Annotated in this window: 9 protein-coding genes; all 9 read right to left on the bottom strand. The window is 52.4% G+C overall.

The genetic code is table 11. The annotated features are described in order from the left end of the window. Window positions 1-5,141: beta strand repeat-containing protein (locus tag ABIE61_RS08175; RefSeq protein WP_354408403.1), on the bottom strand; the 5,141-nt coding region annotated here is incomplete at its 3' end. Between the two features lie 251 nt (window positions 5,142-5,392). Then, on the bottom strand, window positions 5,393-6,292 hold the full coding sequence (locus ABIE61_RS08170; RefSeq protein ID WP_354408400.1) for a GDP-mannose 4,6-dehydratase: 900 nt from the start codon (window positions 6,290-6,292) through the stop codon (window positions 5,393-5,395). Between the two features lie 8 nt (window positions 6,293-6,300). After that, window positions 6,301-7,332 (bottom strand): GDP-mannose 4,6-dehydratase, encoded by a 1,032-nt coding sequence (gene gmd / locus ABIE61_RS08165; protein ID WP_354408397.1) that lies wholly within the window; start codon window positions 7,330-7,332, stop codon window positions 6,301-6,303. A 15-nt stretch (window positions 7,333-7,347) separates the two neighbouring features. Then, the gene (locus ABIE61_RS08160) at window positions 7,348-11,478 is read right to left on the bottom strand and encodes a glycosyltransferase (protein ID WP_354408395.1); all 4,131 of its coding nucleotides are present in this window, start codon (window positions 11,476-11,478) and stop codon (window positions 7,348-7,350) included. Next, window positions 11,475-12,782: an FkbM family methyltransferase gene (locus ABIE61_RS08155; RefSeq protein WP_354408393.1), complete on the bottom strand. Its 1,308-nt coding sequence runs from the start codon at window positions 12,780-12,782 to the stop codon at window positions 11,475-11,477. The genes ABIE61_RS08160 and ABIE61_RS08155 overlap by 4 nt, the downstream gene beginning before the upstream one ends. Beyond that, window positions 12,779-14,002: an ABC transporter ATP-binding protein gene (locus ABIE61_RS08150; protein ID WP_354408391.1), complete on the bottom strand. Its 1,224-nt coding sequence runs from the start codon at window positions 14,000-14,002 to the stop codon at window positions 12,779-12,781. The genes ABIE61_RS08155 and ABIE61_RS08150 overlap by 4 nt, the downstream gene beginning before the upstream one ends. After that, complete coding sequence (locus tag ABIE61_RS08145) at window positions 14,002-14,829, bottom strand: ABC transporter permease (protein WP_354408388.1); 828 nt, start codon at window positions 14,827-14,829, stop codon at window positions 14,002-14,004. Before ABIE61_RS08145 ends, ABIE61_RS08150 begins: the two co-directional genes overlap by 1 nt. A gap of 2 nt (window positions 14,830-14,831) precedes the next feature. Continuing rightward, window positions 14,832-15,986, bottom strand: coding sequence for a glycosyltransferase family 4 protein (locus ABIE61_RS08140; RefSeq protein ID WP_354408386.1), 1,155 nt, complete (start codon window positions 15,984-15,986; stop codon window positions 14,832-14,834). Next, entirely contained in the window at window positions 15,983-17,389 is a 1,407-nt protein-coding gene (locus ABIE61_RS08135; protein WP_354408384.1) for a mannose-1-phosphate guanylyltransferase/mannose-6-phosphate isomerase, read from the bottom strand. Before ABIE61_RS08135 ends, ABIE61_RS08140 begins: the two co-directional genes overlap by 4 nt. Window positions 17,390-17,438 lie beyond the last annotated feature (49 nt).

Raw genomic sequence — 17,438 nt, 5'->3', positions numbered from 1 at the left:
AGGTCGCCATCATGGATGCGTGTACCACCTTCCAGGTTCAGGGTCAGGTGAGTGATCTCTGAATCCAGCTGGTATTCGTTGAAGGAGATGTCACCAAAAATGGTGGTGCCTTCTTCAACCACGACGTTCTGCAGACGGCCCGCCACATCACCCACACCGTTGTAGATGACTTTGGTGACGCGCTCGAGCAGGTTCTCGAACATGTAGTCAACGTTGTTGCCCGATACCAGCAGGTCGGTCAGACGCAGGTAATCTACATCAAAACCGGACGCGTCAATGTTGGTCGGGAAATCACCGCCCGTTGTTGCCAGGAACTCCAGGGTAGACTCTGTTCCGCCCACAACGGTTACGCCATCCATTTCGCTCAGCGTCAGGACGCTCAGCGACAGGTTGTCACCGATGTTGATGGTCAGGTTGCCGTTACCATCAGCAATGCCATCGTTGACGTTCAGGTTGGAGCCAGTCGGCAGCACGACGGATTCTGCCAGCGTCAGGGAGACGTTGTCAGCCGCGATACCGGTCAGAACCAGGGCATTTTCGGCTACATCAGCCTGCTCCAGATCCGTGATGTTGACGGTGAAGTCGGTTGTGGTACCAACTCCGCTGATCACACCATTGTTGGTCAGCTGCTGGAACTGGGCTGCGGTCAGGTTCAGGGTGGTGCCTTCGTTGACCAACAGTGTGGTCACGCCGGTCAGATCAGTATCCGGGTGCAGGGTTACAACCGGCTGATCAATGATGGCGATGGTGTCAACAACAATGTTGTCGATACCAAAATCGTTGAGATTGAACGGCTCTTCACCCAGATCGGACAGCTGCAGACGGGCAGTAGCGTCAGCACCGGTGATGTTCTCCGGTCCGATTTCGTATGCCTGTGCAACGGTCAGGTTCAGGGTGTCGCCAGCGCCTACCACGACAGTGTCGACGTCTGTCACATCCGCACGGGTCAGGTCAACGGTAATGCCTGCGCCTGCGCTTGCTTCATCTGTGCCGTTATCCACAACCAGGTTCAGTTCACCCGCTGAGGTCAGGACGCTGTCTTCAGACGCTACAAATGCAGCGGTCATGGTCAGCTCAGTGACACCTTCAGAACCGGTGAAGCTGAAGTCTTCAGCTGCTGTCGAAGTCACGGCTGTTGCTACCGTCAGATCACCTGCAACCGCAGAGGCGTCGATGGTGTTGATACCATCAGCCAGGGCGGTATCGATGGTCAGATCACCTTCAGCGGCCAGTGTCAGGCTTACCAGGTCAGCACCCACAACGGAGGCGATCTCAGCAGCCGGACCTTCAGCGGTGATGGTCAGGGTGTCGGCATTGTCGATATCGATGCCGTAGGCTTTCAGCGGACGGTCATCACCGGCAACGGAGTGAACCAGGTTCACAACAGCCGCAGCGCCTTCCCACTCAAAGTCTGCATCCAGCTTACCGACGTTGGCGGTGCCGGTCGGGCCATCTGCTTTCGCAGTCGTACCGCCCTGCAGTTCAAACACAAGACCCCAGGCTGCATCTTGAATTACCAGGGTATCGTTGTAGTTGCCACGCAGTGCCATCACTTCCAGATCTTCGGTCGTGTCGCACAGCTTGATGGTCGCGGTGCTGCCAGCGCTGCCTGCAGCCGTCGGGCCATCGATCTGGGTGACAACGTAGCGCGCAACGCCTTTGGAGACCAGGCTGTTAGCTTCAGCTTCGTCGAAGCCTACATTGTCATCTGCATCAGCAGCCAGGTGTACCAGCACTTCGGTTGCATAACCGTTGTTGCCGTTACCGTAGATCGCACCACCCTGAGCCAACTGTTCGAAGTGGTCAATGGTCATGCCGCTGACAACGCCTTCGAGTTCAGAGAAGTCGATGGTGAAGAAGTTTGCTGAGTCACCCTGCACTTCGCCCAGCTGGATCGGGCCTGTGAAGGTGATATCACGTGCACCGGTGATTTCCAGGTTGGTGTGCCAGGTTGACAGACCATCATCGGTTACACTGTTGCTGCCAGTACCGGTGTTGATCTTGTACACGACTTCGGCCGGTACGTCAGCCGGGCGGTCGTAACCCACGATTTCGTTACCGTCTTCATCGTAGCCGGTTTCGCCCGTGAAGCTTACGTTGAACCAGTTGTCACCGACCTTGAAGTCGCCAGACAGTGAACCACCGTAGTAGACGTTACCGTCGATGTTGGTTTTCATCGTGTCGCTGGTGTTGAACGGGTCAAACACGCCTGCAGCACCGGTAATCACAACATTACCAGCAGCCAGGTCGGTGTTACCTTTTCCAGACTCAGTCAGGGTTACACCTTCTGGTGCAACACGGGTGTGCAGCTGCTCAGCGGTCATTTCCAGGGTGACACCATCCTGAAGCTCAAGCTGCAGGTCGATGTTACGGGAAAGGCTGTCCACGCCCAGATCGGTCAGAGAGGTCGACTCGGTGACGATGATTTTGATCTGTGCATAAGTGTTGAAGATAGAGCCTTCAACAGAGAATGCGTCTGCACCGATTGCCAGGAACTGAGCATCAGTCAGGGTGAGAACGGGTGCCACTTCATAGTTAGTTGGGCTACCACGCTCACTGATATCGAAGGTCAGTACAACGTTTTCAATACCGGACAGTTCTGCTGCACGCAGGTCAGAGGCGTTCTCAACGTACAGGGTGATGTTTTCACCGCTGATGGAGGAGCCTTCCAGGGCGGTGATACCGAACAAGCCAGTTCCGAACACATCACGGCCCAGTACTACGGTATCTTCACCAGCACCAGTCTCAATGTTCAACAGCGCGGTAGGTGAAGACTCGCCAAATCCACTATTAGCGTCGCCGTAATCACCTACACCCATTCCCGACACGATAACGGTATCATTACCGGCACCGGTGGTGATGCTCATCTCTTCAGCGCTTACGGTGACTTGGTTGTCACCACCTGCGGCGTTGATGGATACAGTCTCACCGCGCACAGAGGAGATCACGTCGTTGCCTTCACCGGTGGTGATGCTGACGGTATCAGAGTCGTCTGTGGTGATGGTGTTGTTGCCGTTACCAGTGGTGATGCTGACGTTTTCGGCATTGTTGGCGGTGATGGTGTTGTCACCGTCAAGCACATTGATGATGGCTACGTCAGTGTTAACGATGTATTCGTTGTTGCCACCGTTACCTTCGATCACAACTTTATCGGCAGCTGATACGTCGAAGATATCGTTAGCCTGAGAGCCGTGGAAGGTCACATCATCTGACTCAGTCAGAGTCAGATTGACGCCACCGGTATTCTCAGATGCATCGATGAAAACCGGCGTCTCATCATGGAAAGAGGCGTTCAGATCATCTTCGATGTACAGGTGCGCATCACCGGTGATGTTCAGGGTGCTCAGAGTGCCGCCCAGATTACCGTTGGCGATGAAGTTGCCAGCACCGGCAGAGTCGATGTTCAACGTCTCGGCGTTGTGCGCAACATTCAGCTGGCCATCTTCCATGCTCAGGTTATTGAAAACCAGGTTGATGCCTTCAGCGGCAGTCGCTTCGCTGAAGTGCAGGGTGACGTCCTGAGTGAAACCGCCGTCCAGGGTGGTGGTCGCGCCGTTACGGATACCCGCTACGGTCAGCGAGCCGACAGTAGCGCCACCGGAGGCCATATCCTCGAAATTGCTTTCGGTGATGGTCAGGTTCTCGATATCGACGGCACGGGACAGGTCGATGATGGAGTTCTGGTATTCGTTCGTATCGGGCGGATCGGCCGGATCGGCAATACCCGGGTAGGTGCTATCGCCGCTGACGTCGGTGTAGACGTTGGGCAGGTTTTCGATGTTGATCGTCTGGATGTTCAACAACGCTTTCGGCTGAGCGTAGTAGCCTTTGGCGTCGATTTCCAGCGTGTTATTGCCTTCACCACCGTCGATGTAGGCGCCGTGCAGCAGTTCCAGACGGCCTGCAACGATGAAGTCATCCGCAGCGGAGGTTTTACCGATCTCTTCTGTACCGCCGTTGTTTTCAGTCGGGGTCAGAACGATCGGCACGATGGATTCGTTTTCAACGGCATCTTTTGCACCGTAGATGTACGGAATCTTGATCGGGTCGCCGTCAGTGTCAGCGTATACCCAAGTGTCGGCAGCGCCATCACCATCGGTATCGATCTGAATGGTCTGCAGGTTTTCAACACCGTCGTCGGGTTCAACTACCCAGTAGCTGGCAACCGGCACTTCAACTTCAAACAGGCGGGAGTTGCCATCGGCATCGTACAGTGCGTTGTGCAACAGGTCGAAATACATCTCGCCCAGCGCCACTTCGGCTGTGTTAACAGTACCATCAGACAGAGTCACGGTGATGGTTTGAGTACCGTCGGCATTGTTGACGATATCCAGGCCGGTGATGTCGGCATAAATCTGGGTCGACGAAGCAGGATTATCACCCACCGAACCATCGTTCACACCATCGTCTGTGCCATTGGCGATATTAATCAGACCGAGCTGGACAAAGTTCAAGCCGGCAAGATCTTGGATGTGTGCAATCGCGTCTTCCAGCGGCACGCCGTTGCCTTCAGCATCATCGCCCCAGTAGGTGACCATTTTGGTCAGGGTTTCGCCTTCAACGGCTGGCGTCACGGTGGTAACGATATTTTCAGTCAGCGTGAACACGCTGTTCGGGTTGAGCTGTGCAGCAACGGCTTCTTCAACATACTCGGGAGTAACGTCGGTATCTTTATTGACGTCTTTGAGCATGTTGACCACGTCCAGCGACGTGAACGGTATTTCATACTCAGCCGGAAGACCATTGCCAGCCGGGTCGACCTGCTCAATCAACTCCTGGGAGAAGGCAACTTTAGCGTTTACCGCTGCCAAGTCGTCATTCTGCGCACCATTGATAATCGCAAATGCCAGGTTGGTCAGGCTATGCTCACTGTCAGCCCAATAGCTGATCTCTTCGGCAACTGCAGCACGGTCAAAAGCTGACTGGTAGATCTCAGCAATTACTTCTTCGCGTGATTTGGAACCGTAGAGCGCCTGGTTCTCTGCGTTTTCGGGAGATCCGAAGGCGGCAGAGATGACGGTCCAATCCTGATATGTTTCCAGCTGATCTACCCAGTACTTCAGACCCTGAGGGTCTGCAGGTCTCTGGTAGTAAGCTATGTACATCTGATGTACCAGCTTTTGATTTGCTGTCAATTCCATTCTTCTTTCCTCATTGTGTTCACACGTCAAAACAACATGGACATCAGCAGCAGACAGCGAAGGTGGACCTTCCACAACCTACCGCATTGGCCTAAATACTCTACCACGTTAAGTGTTTCAATTTGTAGTTTCGCCAGCCTAGAATGCCATACCACGGGAATTTAGCACAGCAGCAAGGGCGCGCAAGGTTTTTTTTCTTGACCTTGGCCGGGGTTTAAGGCTACGAAACTTTTGTTTCATTCAACTCCCCCCTATTGTTTTTGTAGCATCCAGCTGAGTGTTTCATTAAACGGTGTCATCGGTTTGTCCAGCACGCGCATGATTGCCTCGTTACTGCCTTGCAGGTTTTTAACTTCATTTTGTCGTACCAGTGACGGGTCGGTCTCGACGTTGAGTGTATGGCCTGTTATGTCTGAACAGGCAGATAAGATGTCTTGCATACTCCAGCTGACACCGCTGCACAGGTTCACAATGCGCCCCTGCATGTCGGTACCGGCCGTTAACAGGGCTTCATACATGCAGGCCACATCCCGTACGTCACTGAAATCACGGGATATATCCAGGTTGCCCAGTTTGATACTGACCTCGCGGCGGCAAAAGTGATCGACGATTTTGGCAATCAGAAAGCGTGTGCTCTGGCCCACGCCAGTATAGTTGAAGGGCCGGGTGATGATCAGTGGCAAACGGTCTGCCCACAGCAGGGCCATGTACTCCATGGCCAGTTTGCTGACGGCGTAGTCATTGGCCGGTGCCGGTGGTGTGTCTTCTGTCAACACGCCCTGACGGCTGTTGCCATACACATTGGCACTGCTGGCCAGGATGACATTTTGCAGCGGGAGGTCTGCACCCGCCAAAGATTCCAGCAGATTGCGCGTGCCTAGTACATTAGTCGTATAGAACTCTGCCGGGGCGCCATGGCCAACGAATGATACGGCGGCCAGGTGTATAACCGCGTTTGGCCTGACGGTTTCAACGACTCGTCTGACCTGATCGGGGTTGGTCAGGTCCATGGCTTTGGTTTCAAACAGGTCAACTGTGCGAGTGTCATTCAGGTGGGTGGCTGTACCCACCACATCGTGACCTGCCTGCAGCAGTTGGCGGGTCACGTAATGCCCGGTGAATCCTTGGCTACCGGTTACAAGTACACGCATGTGAACCTCTAGAATGATGCGTTGTGCTGGTTGCGGCGCAGGTCGGCCTCAACCATCATTCGACACAGTGTTTCAAGTGTAGTCGATGGTTCCCAACCCAACACTTTTTTTGCTTTGGCTGGGTCGCCTATCAGCAGGTCGACCTCGGCTGGCCGGTAAAAGCGCTCATTGATGCTGACCAGTGTTTTGCCGCTGTTTTTGTCTATACCCTTTTCATCAATGCCTGTGCCGGTCCATTCCAGGTCAATATTCAGGGCACTTGCTGCCAGCGATACGAAGTCACGCACCGTTTCAGTGCGATTGGTGGCCAGCACGAAGGTATCGGGCGTTTCAGCCTGAAGCATGCGCCACATACCGTCGACATAATCGCGGGCGTATCCCCAGTCGCGCTTGGCGTCCAGGTTGCCCAGCTCAAGCCGGTCCAGCTGGCCCAGATGGATTTTGGCCAGGCTGTCGGTAATTTTACGGGTTACAAACTCGCGCCCGCGCAAGGGGGATTCGTGGTTAAACAAAATGCCACTGGTTGCAAAGATGTCGTAGGACTCACGGTAGTTGATTGCCATCCAGTGCGCGTACAGTTTTGCAGCACCATAGGGGCTGCGGGGGTAAAAGGGGGTTGCTTCCGTTTGAGGAATGGTTTGCACCTTACCGAACATTTCTGATGTTGAAGCCTGATAAAAACGGATGGTTGGGTCAACGATCCTGATGGCTTCAAGCAGATTAACAGGCCCAAGCCCGGTAATTTCGGCTGTTGTCAGCGGCTGGTCAAAGGATACGCCGACAAAACTCTGCGCAGCCAGATTGTACACCTCGCGTGCTTCTGTCGTTTGCAGTAGACGGATGCTGGATGACAGATCGGTCAGGTCGTATTCGACCAGGTGCAATTCAGGATGTTCGGCTATTCCTAGTTCCTGTATACGCCAGAAGTTGACTGAGCTGGTCCGGCGGTATGTGCCATACACCGTGTATCCCTTTTCAAGCAGCAACTGGGCCAGATAGGCCCCGTCTTGTCCAGTGATGCCGGTAATAATCGCTTTCATGCTGTAATCCTGAAGTTAATGCAATTGACGGTTTTTTGAGGCAACCATGCCATTCAAACGCAAGCGGTCCATAAGCTGACGCGCACTTTGTTCCCAGGTTTGCCACGGTATTTCACCCGGCGGGGGCAAGCTGCCCTGATTATATGCTGTCAGCCAGTGTTCGATGGCAGAGGCCAGTTCAGCCGGGCTGTTGGCATCAAACAAGGTGGCGTTTTCGGCGGCGACTTCCTTGAATACAGGGATATTGCGCGCCATAACGTGCAACCCTTCACGTGATGCCTCAATAAGGGGCAAGCCGAAGCCTTCATCAAAAGACGCGGCGATCAAACAATGCGCATTCTGGTACAGCCGACGCAGTTGCATGTCGCTTGGCGATTGATGCCAAAAAAGCCTGCGACCCAACTCGGGGTGGTTGGTTATGCGCTGTGCCAGCTCTTCCACCATCCAGCCTTGTTTACCCGCCAAGACCAGGCTTACGTCGGCGCCATTCTGCCAGAGCCGCTCAAACGCAGCCAGTACCTGGTCGTGCCCCTTGCGGGGCTCAAGTGTGCCAACCATTAAAAATTCCAGGGTGGCAGCGGGCTGGGTATGGGTGGCAGGTGCTGCGGACCGCTTGGTATCGGGGTCAAGGTCTGCGCCCAGGTGGAACCAGCTGATGACTGGGCAATGTGACTGGCGTGCGAGGCGGTTTTCGAGCTGGCTGGCGACCGTGCGGGAAATGGCGATCAGTTGATCGGCTTCAGCCACCACATCCAGCCAGGCGGTGAAGCTTTTCTGCGCCCCGGGCAAAAAATACTGTGGATAGTTCAGGCACAGCAGGTCGTAGACTACAAACGCCGTCCAGACACCCTGTTCACGCCAGTGGCGATAGACTGACTGCTGCCGCTCAACAACAGCGGGCTGCAGGTCGAGGCCCAGAAAAATATCACCGGGACGTGTGACGAGAGGCTTTTCAGGCAACAGCCCGGTTGGAAACCCCAACTGACGCAGCTGCATTCCGGTATCAAATCGTTTGTAGCCTTCTATTGTGGTGTCTGCCACTACGGGTCGGACACACCAGCCAGAGGGCGGCGACTGCTCCCATTGTTGCAGAATATTGCGCACCACTCGCTGTATGCCGGTGCCGGCATCTCTGAGCGCAAGCTCTGATACATCAACCAATATTTGCAGCGCATCCGGTGTATCACTACACAGTAGCTGCTCAAGCGCTTCTACCTTTACGGTTGCATCATCGGGCAGTTCAGCCGTCGATGCGGTCGCAACATGCACCCCCATTGCTGAACATGACTGGTAGTGCGTTGCCATGCGCTCATGGTGTGCATCCGGCAACTCAAGCCCCAACCAAATATCGCCACTGCGCAGGCTTACAGGCTCGTCACGGAGTATGTCGTCAGGGCAACTCAATAGACGCAGCGCAAAGGCTGCCGCATATTTGATTTCGCCCGACTCCGTCATGTATACCGGCTCAAAACGGTAAGGTCCGGGCGGGTTATGCAGCCAACGCTCAGCCAGCTGTGCCGTCAAGCTCGCTTGCAAAGCGTCTGGTTGCTGAACCAGTGCTGTAACGTCCAGGAGCAATGCCGGTGGCCGTATAGGCTCTTTTATCGAGGCATCGATACAGGCCGCTATGGTACAGCGCTCTTCTTCACTGGCGTGTATCACATGCTCGGTGCCCGCAAGCACATCGGCCAGGTACCCCACGTTACCGTGGGCGCTGGCGTAGGCCTCTTCAATCGCTTCACGGTAGAGATCGGCGCACTGTTGTGGTGCGTGCCTGCTGTGTATCTGCGCTGATGCGGTTTTGCCCATGTGATGCCTGTATTGCTCATCATCGGCCAGGCGCTCAAGCGCGTGCGTGAGCTGCTCATCTTCAAACGCGTCTGGCAACATGACAACAGCATTGGCATCAAGATCCGCCATGCTGCCGTTGGCATTGACGATGGTTGCCAGGCCATGGTTCATACAATCCAGAACCGCCGCTGAGGTTTCGCCTCTGGACAGCGTTCTCAGCTGCACACCCACATCGGCTGCATCAAGATAACGCCGGTAGGCATCGGCGTCGGTCCAGCCGGTGATGTTGATACGGCCGCAGGCAGAGCTGCCGTCAATTTTTTTCGCCAGGCTTGCGCCATACTCGCCTGGCTCGTTTTCTCCTACAAAAACAAGGTAGGCATTTGCACGGCTGGCAAGAACGCTGTTCAGCCAGGCATCAAGCAGCCGGTGATTGAGTTTGCTGCGCCCTATAAAGCCAAAGCTGCATATCACGAACGCATCTGGCGGAATACCCAGCGCCTCGCGGGCTTTGCGTTTGGCTTCAGGGCCTGTTTCGGCCGGTATTCGTACCAGTGGTATTGTTCGCCACGGGTACGCTGCGGCATGGCCGTACCACTGCTGTGCCATTCTGATTGAACAGGGGGCGTGTACGATGACATTCAAGGCCTGCTGCAAAACGGCAAGATTGCAGGGGTATTTCCAGATAACATCTGCCGGATTCTTCGCATGAACGCGCTCGGCCAACGCCTGATAACCATGGCTGAGGTGGAGGGCTGTTGCCCATGAGTGATTGAGCTGCTCGACATACTCGCGATGGGCGATGACCCCCGAGAGGTAAAAGTCATGTAACACAACAACACCCGGCACTGTATCCAGCAACTTAAACATATGACTATGAAATGCTGAGTTGCCAAACTGATACAGAACACGGTCATATTCATCAGCATGCTGAATCAACCATTCCACCGGACGCATTGTAAAATCGTTGCCTGCAAACGTGACGGTCTGTTCAGGCTCGTCGTTAATAAGGTCAATCGTGTAGTATTGCGCCAGCTCGGGCAGTAACATGGCTGAATAGTCACTGATACCACTGCGCTGAGGCGGCAGGGGTGATACAAATGCCAACCTTGGCTTGTCAGACCGCTTGATACGCTTTGGTGGTTCCATTTGCTCCAGTGCTGACAATGCCCGCTGGGCGGTTATCGCCCATGAAAACTTGCGCGCCTGCTGTAAGCCGTACTTTTTCAGCCCATCAAGCCGGCCATCATCGGTCAGGTAGCGTTCAATTGCGCGGCTGATTTCACGTGGATTGGTCGGGTCGAACAAGGCATTGTGATTCCCAACCACTTCTGGAAGGCTGGTTCTGTCTGAAGCAATGACTGCCGCACCACATGCCATGGCTTCAAGGCAAGGCAGGCCAAAACCTTCGTGCAGAGAAGGAAACACAAACAGCTCACACAGGTTGTATAATTCAAGCAGATCTTGTTCAGGCACGTACCCTGTCATGACAAAAGCCTGCTCGGGCAAGCCTGCACGCTCTGCTTCATGTAACAGCCGGTTCCGATCCTGCTCTGTTACCGAGCACACAACAGCCAACTGATAGCGGTCACGCAAAGCGACCGGTAACAACGAAAACGCCTTGATCAGCCCTTCAATGTTCTTGCGGTGATCAATCCCTCCTGTATAGAGGATAAAGGGCCTATTCAAATTATAATGCGCACGCAAGCGGCTCTCTCGCTCTTGTGCAACGCTTACCGGTTTAAAAAAATCATCAATCGCCGAAGATATGTTGATGACTTTATCATCAGTGAACGCCAGGTGTTCAATCGCCTCCTGACGTGATGATTCAGAGATGGCCAGCAGCCGATCTGCACGGCGCAGCTGGACTGTTTTTTCGTCATACCAGCGTGCATGCACTGGGTTATCCAGATAGGGGGAGCGATGCAACATCGGTATCAGGTCATACAGAACAACCGCAACGGAATATGGCTTATCACGGCTTGAGATACTGGTGAGCGCATCATCTCCCAAACCTTCAAACAAGCTGGTTACAAGCAGACAGTCGGGTTTTAAGCTGCTGATAAACGCTTCATATAGATGGGTGGATACCTCTCGGCAGGCATCATGTTGTTGGTTGATGAAGCTCACAGGCCCAGGCGCAAACCAGGTGTGGATATCGTTAGTTGGTAAATAACGGGAGAACTCTTGTCGCAGTTCCTGCGCACTATCGGGGAATGCACCATTAATTGCCAAGAGCAACTGATGCTGCTTGTTCGCACGTATTAATGCCCGGACCAGCGACAGCGTATAGCGACCGATCCCCCTGTTTCGGCTCTGCCCCTGAGCACCCTGCAGGTCTATGACAATTCTCATTCAGCTGCCCCCGTGTATCCGCAGGACAACCGCCGGTTGATCATGCGGGCCCGTGGCGTTAATGCGCTTTCAGCCGCCGAAAGAGACGATTGGAATTTTGGTTGTTTATGCACGTAACGCCCCAGTCTGTTCACGAGCCTTTGATGCAGCCATGGCATTTTGCCAAGGATACGGAGAACCACCCTGCGCAGCTTCGGATACCGTGACAGGAGGCGTGCCAGCCCAGGCAACAGCAGGCTCAACCCGCGCAGAGGCAGCCTGACCCAGGGTTGCTTTGACCCCATGGCTTTTGAGCGGGCATGTTTTACAACCTTAACCAGCTTGCGAAACGGTGCGGTGATACGCCACGACCGGCTGGCGCGCAATTGTGCAAGCTGGCTGTGGAGCTCGGCTTCGTTTGCTCTGGATGCATGCAACGCTGCGGTCAAGGCCTCATGCTCGTCCTGCATGCCCGACAGGCTAGCTTCACGCAGCATCAACTGAGCCTGTACACGCTCTTTTTCATCCCACAAGCGGTGGCGTTCAACATTGGAGAGGTACGCGTCTTCAGCCGATCTGGCCGCTTTTATGTTAGCAAGATAGGTTTGATGGTTCGGAATACGGCAAAATGAATGAGAGGCCTTACCACTCAAGGCGAATTCATCAAATACATTCGGCGGGTACTTAAACGCGTCACACAGTTCAGGGTGCTCGCTTGAAACATAAAAACGGTTGATGCCGTCACTGTAAACGTGAACGTATCCTTTTGAGATTAAAACAGGCTCCCAAACCCGGTAGGTGTCTTCTTGCGACCCTGGCAAGGTGCTTTCGATTACAATAATCCATGGACGCAGGCTTGATTCATGCCAGCCTGACAGCACCTCTCCTTCCATCCCTTCTACATCGATCTTGAGCCAATGCACTTCGCGTGACCCTACCATATCGAATACGCCATCCAGCGTTATCGTTTCAACTACGGTGTGGATACAGTCATGCCCATGGTCAACGTGGGAATCGGCAATAAGCGCCCGGCCCGTTGAAAGACCGGTATTTTGAAACTCATAAAACGCCAACTCACCTGCTTCTGCCGCAACGGCAACCTGCAACACTGTCTCATCAGGACGCGCCTGTTTGAGTGCATTGGAGTAACGTGCAGAAGGCTCTACGTGAAGACCACGCCAGCCTTTGTCATAAAAGGCCAAACTTACCGAGTCAATTTCAGGGTCTTGTGCACCGATATCGATATAAAACCCATGTTCAACAGCCGAAAGGGCACGCCAGAGCATGACATCTTCAAAATTTTGTGCGTAAGAGACGATACTCATCGTGTTGTGATCCCTATTTGAGGCTGCATCCAGTTACATCCGGCAAAATGGTGCTTGTTGATGTTGATTACGTTGAATACGAGGGCGAGATCTCGCCATTCATAGTTATCAACCAGATGTGTATCGGTGCTGACAAGGGCTGTTTGCACTGAATAACTGCCGGGGCCAAGATTGGCTTGGAAACAGCATTCAAACTGCACTTGCTGGCCTGCGGAAAGATCGTACTGAACCTGATCAGTCAGCTGCGTATTGGTGCCATACATTACTTGCCCCAAACGGTCTTTGATACCGTACCCCAGCACCAGGCGCGGTATGTCTTTGTAAATATGGGCAACTACTTTCAGTGTGACAGCTTCGCCCACGTTAATGGCCTCTACGGCTTCACCTTGTTGGTTAAGCAGCGTAATTTCAATTACTTTCGCTTCGCCAGTCCCTGAGGTGGTCTGGGTACTGCCATCATCCATTTGTATCTGTTCGACCTTGCTGTTGGCTTTTTCTGCCAACATGGCATTGTAGTAGTCCATTACAGCCTCAGGCGCGCCCTGATATTCAAGCCTGCCACCATTAAGCATGATTGCACGGTCACAGATGCTTTGAATGGCTTGCTTATCGTGGGATACGATCAAGAGTGTCGTGCCCTCGCGCCGAAATGCCTTGATTCTGTCAAAACTTTTGTGCTGAAAATAAGCATCGCCAACGGACAAGGCCTCATCAACAATCAGAATATCAGGGCGTTTTGCGGTTGCGATGCTAAAGGCAAGACGCATCTGCATGCCGCTGGAGTACACGCGCACAGGTTGATCAATGTAATGGCCGATTTCGGCAAACTGCTCGACTTCAGGCATCATTTGGCTGATCTCGTTGTGAGAGAAACCGAGCAACTGGCCCGCCATGAACACATTCTGACGCCCCGTAAAGTCAGGGTGAAACCCCATCCCCAACTCCAACAGCGCCGCAACATGACCCGACAGTTCAACGCTGCCCTCTGTTGGACGTGACGTGCCCGTGATCAATTTGAGCAGGGTGCTCTTGCCGGCACCATTGATACCGATAATCCCTACGGCCTCGCCGGGCTGCACTTCAAACTCGATATTGCGTAAAACCCACAGCAGTTCGTGCCTTGCGCCAGAGCCCGGCACGATCCACTCTGCAAGCCGAGACCAGCGACCCGCATACTTTTTATAGGCTTTACCAAGCCCTGTAACACGAATTCTTCCCATTAGAGTTCGTCCACCATATCACCGCTATGTTTTTTATAGAGTGACAGCCCGACTACACACAGCAGCAATGCCATTACTGCAGGTAATATCAACCCATAAAGAGAGGGAACCGCCCCATTAACCAGAATGGTTTGGAAGGCATCCATAAGCCCCGCCAGCGGATTCAGGTACAAATATGGCCTAAGGGACTCAGGAAGAATAGACACTGGATACACAATAGGGGTTAGCCAAAACCAAAACTGCAGCACTATATTAAACAACTGCCCAACATCGCGAAAAAACACATTCAGAACACCTAGCGTGATACCTAAACCAACTGCAAAGCCAGTCAGGATGGCCAAAACGGGGAAAAACAAGACATACGACCACCCAGGAAAATTCCCACTCACGATCAGAAACAGCGAAAAAAGAGAAAATATAATAAAGAAATTTAAACACGCGCTTAGCAAGACAATGACAGGAAGACATATCCTGGGAAAATTCAGTTTTTTTATCAAGCTTGCATTTTCAATAAACGTATTCTGACAGCGACTGACTATTTCAGTAAACAGCCCCCAAGTCAGTATGCCTGCACACAAATAAATGCTATAACCAAAAACCTCATCCGCTCCTGGCAGTTTTGCCTGCATTATGCGTGAAAAAATAAGGGTATACACCAAAATCATGGCTAATGGCTGAAGAATCGACCACAACACACCCAATAATGAATTTAGATACTTGGTTTGAAATTCTCTTTTCACACTGCCGAAAATAAAGCCACGATGGCTCCATATTTGTTTAATAAAATAAGGCACTTGAATGACACCCAATCCATTTGAATGTTGCATTTTTATTTCCGAAAGGACTCAACAAGCGCCGCCGCACCGGCCTGCCAGGAATACTTTCTGGAGCGCTCACGCCCACGTTCACCAAGCTGTTGATAAAGTGCTTTGTCTGCAAGAAGCGATTCGATTGCACGCGCAATTTCATCCGCCGAGTCAGGTTCAACAAGCATAGCCGCATTTCCAGCCACTTCAGGCATGGATGTTCTATTGGACGTAATGACCGGTGTCCCGGTTGCCATTGCCTCAGCAATTGGCATACCAAAGCCCTCATATAAAGATACATACAAGCTGATCGTTGCAGCAGCATATAATGCAGGTAGATATGACTGTGGAACAAAACCCAGCCTGATCACATGCCCTGTTTTTTCCAACTCACTGATTCGATCTTCAAGAGGCCCTGCCTTCCAGCCGCTACAGCCAGCAAGCACCAATGGGTATTGCTCTCTTAAATAAGGTGGAAGCTTGAAAAACGCATCGAGTAGCTTGGCCAGGTTTTTCCTGGGTTCAAAGGTTGAAACCGCTAAAATATAACGTCTTGGTAGTTTCAAGGCGGCCCTGACTGTGAGCATTTGCCCACCGGTGATATCAAAAAAAGAGTTATCAACCCCAGGGTACACCACACTAATGGGCTTATTCTCACCAAATTCTTTGATTATTCTGTTTCGGGAAAAATCCGATACTGTGATGACTCCTGAACATGACTGTATACTTTTAGGCAATAGCGCACTCAGGTTTTTCACTCGACCCTCAGGGTGAAACTCAGGGTAGTCTATATGCGAAAGGTCATGGACAGTGATATAGGTTGGCATATTAAGGGGGTGAGCAATAAAACCTGGCTCCCAATAAATAAACCCCTCTAATTTTTTTCCGATCGACTGCGCTCGGAGTGATCTGTATAAGTATAATAACTTACGACTACCAGGCACTTCGGAAGCGACTTTTTTAATCCAGGGCGCAGCAGAGGCCATTTTTCTCGATTCATCATGAAAAGAGTCAAGAAAGGTTTTAACCTCATCGGTTGTCAGCAGCTCACCTGAATAAAAACCATATAATTCTTCCACATCGGGCATTACTATAAGCTCACGTAAAAGCCCCATAGTAAACCGCCCGATTCCACTCATATCATGCGCAAGAACGCTGAGATTAACCAGAATTTTCATTCTGCCCCTCTGGCAGGAGTACAGCGCCCATAAATATCCGTAAATCTTACGATATCATCTTCACCAAGATAATGGCCAGACTGCACTTCAATCACTTCAAGGGGAATTTTCCCGGGGTTTTCAAGCCGGTGCTTTACTCCTACAGGAATATAGGTAGATTGATTTTCAGTCAGTATCTGCTCTTTATCACCACACACGACGTGAGCCGTTCCCGACACAACGATCCAGTGTTCAGCTCGATGGTAGTGCATTTGTAATGACAACTGCTCGCCAGGCTGTACTGTTATCCTTTTTACCTGATACCGATGGCCGGTATCGATGGTGTCGAACTCTCCCCAGGGGCGCAGAATATGAGTATGGTCTGAATATTCACGCCGATTTTCGTTTTTAAGCCGTAAAACGACGTCTTTCACCTGCTGGGTGTGGGTTTTGGCCGCTACAAGTATTGCATCTTTTGTTTCAACCACGATGCAGTCTTCCAAACCCAGTGCTGCCACGTACCGGTGGTGTGCATGTACCAGACTATCCTGAGTATCCAGCAGGCACACGTCACCTACCGCGCTATTCCCATGGTCATCTTTTGGGCTGATATCACTCAGGGCGCTCCAACTGCCGATATCATTCCAGCCTGCATCCAACTCCACTACATATGCATTGTCTGTTCGTTCCATAACGGCATAGTCAATGGAGTTTTCGGGGCAGGCAATAAAATGCTCAGCATTGGGGCGAATAAAATCTGGATCAACCTGGGCTTTTGCCATTGATTTTCGGCACTGATCAAGCATTTCAGGCTCATATTTCTGAAGCTCGTCCAGATACACTGAGGCCTTGAACATGAACATTCCGCTGTTCCATAAATGTTTACCGCTGCTCAGGTAGTGTGTTGCGGTAACCAAATCCGGTTTTTCTGCAAAGCTGGAAATATGCCACACAGCATCACACAAAGATTCGCCTTTGCATATGTAGCCGTACCCTGTTTCGGGACTTTGAGGTGAGATACCAAAGGTAACCAGGTGACCTTCAGCCGCCAGTACACAGCCGGTTTCCAGCGCAGCAAGTAGCTCTTCGGGGCGTTCGAAATGGTGGTCAGCCGACAGAACCAACAACACAGGGTCACCCTGCTCGACCAACGATAACGCGGCCAGTGCTACAGCCGGGGCTGTATTGCGCGATGCAGGTTCAAGAATAATTCGGCTAAAGAGGCTTTCGTGGCGAAGCTGTTCGGCCACCTGAAAACGATGCGACTCGTTACTGACGATCAAGGGCGTGTCATGTTGTACCGGCCCTAACCGTAAGAGTGTTTTTTGCAGAAGTGTATGACCACTGCCATCCAAATCCAGAAACTGTTTTGGCGTATTCTGACGTGACAGGGGCCAGAGCCGGCTTCCGCTGCCGCCTGCCATGATAACCGGTGTGAACATGTTAAGTCCTGAAATTGATGAATTCACTGCA

It is taken from the genome of Marinobacterium sp. MBR-111 (genome assembly GCF_040547585.1).
GTDB lineage: Bacteria > Pseudomonadota > Gammaproteobacteria > Pseudomonadales > Balneatricaceae > Marinobacterium > Marinobacterium iners.
This window is presented reverse-complemented; position numbering and strand designations above follow the sequence as displayed.

Excerpts from the sequence above, each read along its gene's own strand:
- ABIE61_RS08170 (WP_354408400.1), bottom strand. The coding sequence starts at position 6,292 with ATGCGTGTACTTGTAACCGGTAGCCAAGGATTCACCGGGCATTACGTG.
- ABIE61_RS08160 (WP_354408395.1), bottom strand. The coding sequence starts at position 11,478 with ATGAGAATTGTCATAGACCTGCAGGGTGCTCAGGGGCAGAGCCGAAAC.
- ABIE61_RS08150 (WP_354408391.1), bottom strand. The coding sequence starts at position 14,002 with ATGGGAAGAATTCGTGTTACAGGGCTTGGTAAAGCCTATAAAAAGTAT.
- ABIE61_RS08145 (WP_354408388.1), bottom strand. The coding sequence starts at position 14,829 with ATGCAACATTCAAATGGATTGGGTGTCATTCAAGTGCCTTATTTTATT.
- gmd (WP_354408397.1), bottom strand. The coding sequence starts at position 7,332 with ATGAAAGCGATTATTACCGGCATCACTGGACAAGACGGGGCCTATCTG.
- ABIE61_RS08155 (WP_354408393.1), bottom strand. The coding sequence starts at position 12,782 with ATGAGTATCGTCTCTTACGCACAAAATTTTGAAGATGTCATGCTCTGG.
- ABIE61_RS08135 (WP_354408384.1), bottom strand. The coding sequence starts at position 17,389 with ATGGCAGGCGGCAGCGGAAGCCGGCTCTGGCCCCTGTCACGTCAGAAT.
- ABIE61_RS08140 (WP_354408386.1), bottom strand. The coding sequence starts at position 15,986 with ATGAAAATTCTGGTTAATCTCAGCGTTCTTGCGCATGATATGAGTGGA.